This window comes from Actinomycetota bacterium (assembly GCA_035536535.1).
Taxonomy (GTDB): Bacteria; Actinomycetota; JAICYB01; order JAICYB01; family JAICYB01; genus DATLNZ01.
In genome coordinates, this window is sequence record DATLNZ010000024.1 from 1 (window position 1) to 2,143 (window position 2,143).

The window sequence follows — 2,143 nt, forward strand, 5'->3', positions numbered from 1 at the left end:
GCGACGCGGGCGCGGCCGATCGCCTGGACGTCCATGCCCAGGCGCTCGCGGACATGGGCCTGGAGCTCGTCGACGCGGGCGGACCGGTCATCGCTCTGCTCGTCGTGCATGCCCCATCTTAGTCGGAACGGGCGCGCGGCGGCGTAAATCGCGCGGACCACTAGGAGCGTGGGTCACGGGTCCGCAGAGCGAGGCGTAGCGGGGAGCAGCCGACCGAGCACCTGGGCAGTCGACGGCCGTCTGCTCCGTGAGGCCTCCTTGGTTGCTCGGGGTCGGCCGGACCTGACGGGCCGCGATCGGTGAGCGGCCGGGGCGGAGATCAGGCCGTCATCATCGTTGGTCGCGCGCCGGGGAGTGGGCAGACGCGGAGCAGCTTGCCGAGGTTGTGGGCGAGGCAAGCCAGCAGATACTCGCCAGCGGCACGCGCCAGGCCGCGCAGGCTGAGGGTGGTGAAGCCGCGCGCGTCCTTGAGCTGGCCGAAGACCGGCTCGACGATGACCTTACGGCGGGCATAGCGTCGGCGGGCGTCCGGCTGGCGCAACTTGAAGCGCATGGCGCCGGTCGGGCGGGAGCGTTGGGAGACCAGGAGTCGGCGCTCCTCGCCGGGCTTCAGGCAGCGGGCCCGGAGGGGGCAGGCCGCGCAGTCGCCCAGAGCCGCCAGATAGCGGTGCTTGCTGGGGCGTCCCGTGGCCCCCGGCGGGGTGACCTGCCGTACCAGGAGCCTGTCGGCCGGGCAGACCCAGACGTCCCGCGTGGGGTCGTAGCCGAAGCATTCGGCCGTCCAGATGCCGGACCGGGATGCAGCGGTCGCGGGGTCGTCGCGTCCGGCGGCAATCAGGAGATCGAGGCCGTCCCCGTCTTCGGCGACGTTCTCCCCGCTGAAGTAGCCGGCGTCGGCGCTCAGCGTCGTCGGGTCGTCGTCTGGCACCTCCCCGACCTCGCGCAGGGCGCGCACCTGGCCGGCCAGGGCCGGGAGATGGCCGCCGTCCGGGGCGACGTTGGTGAGGGTGGCTGCCACGATCACGCCGCTCTCCCCGTCCACCGCCGCCTGGGCGTTGTAGGCGTAGTCGTACTCGCCCCGCTTCATCAGCATGATCCGCGCGTCGGGATCCGCGAACGACCGCTGCTCCTTCTCGGCGATCACGGGCTGGGCGTCGTCCGACAGCCCCTGCTCGGCGCGCTGCTCCGCCTCCAGTCGCTCGCGAGCGGCTCGGATCTTGGCCAGCCGGGCCTCGCGGCGCGCCAACTCCTCGGCGACCGAGTATCCATCCGAGTCAGCCCCGTACTCCTGGTCCTCGGCGGCGTCCTGAGCCTCGGCCTGCTCCACCAGCCGGGCGATCTCCCCCTTGAGCTGGGCTTCTCGTTGCCGCATCCGCCCGTAGCTCATCGCCTTGTGCTTCGAGGTGTTCGCCTTCAGCTTGGTCCCGTCCAACGCTACATGGCCCAGGCGCACCAGCCCCACACGCAACGCCAGGATCACCGTCTCCTGGAACACCGCCGTAAACGCCGCCGTGTTCTCCCGCCGGAATCGCGCCAGGGTCCGGTAGTTGGGGCGCCCGCCCCCGGCCAGGTACACGAAGGTCGCCTCTTGCCGGGCGAGCCGCGCTAGCTTCCGCGCCGAGCGCACCCCGTGCAGGTAGCCCCAGGCCAGCACCCCGAACAGGGCGTGCGGGTGGTACGGCTTCTCCCCCTTGGGGCCCGGCGGGATCGCGAAATGCCCGAGATCGACGGAGCGGACCAGATCGACGAACAGGTGGACCGGGTGGTCCGGCGGCAGCGCCTCCTCCAGGCGCACCACCGCCTGCACGTCCGGCGCGTACGGCTTGAAGCGGTCGGGGGCTAACATGACTGCGAAGCCTAGCCGGACGCGCTCCGGCCCCACCACTCACTACCCGTGACCCAGCCTCCTAGGAGGCTGGGTCACGGGTGTCGTACACCACAACCGGCTGTGTCTCCGACGGGCTCAAGACCACAACCGGTTGTATGCCGGAGGATCCGTGACCCAGCCTCCTAGCAGGCTGCTGAAAACCCCCTACCTTTACATTTGGCCCACGGGCTGTATGCGGGTCGCCTGATGACCACAGCCGGTTGTGGCCGAGTGTTAAGACGAGGGACTTTTTCGGCAGTTGCGCATGCCCCTGCA

General features: G+C 70.6%; 1 protein-coding gene. It reads right to left on the minus strand.

Annotated features, from left to right (window positions below; all coding sequences use genetic code 11):
* Positions 1-319: 319 nt before the first annotated feature.
* On the minus strand, positions 320-1,846 hold the full coding sequence (locus VNE62_01740) for an IS1182 family transposase (protein ID HVE91011.1): 1,527 nt from the start codon (positions 1,844-1,846) through the stop codon (positions 320-322).
* Between the last annotated feature and the right edge of the window lie 297 nt (positions 1,847-2,143).

What these genes read in the sequence shown, in the direction of transcription:
- VNE62_01740 (HVE91011.1), bottom strand. Translation starts at nt 1,846, where the DNA reads ATGTTAGCCCCCGACCGCTTCAAGCCGTACGCGCCGGACGTGCAGGCG.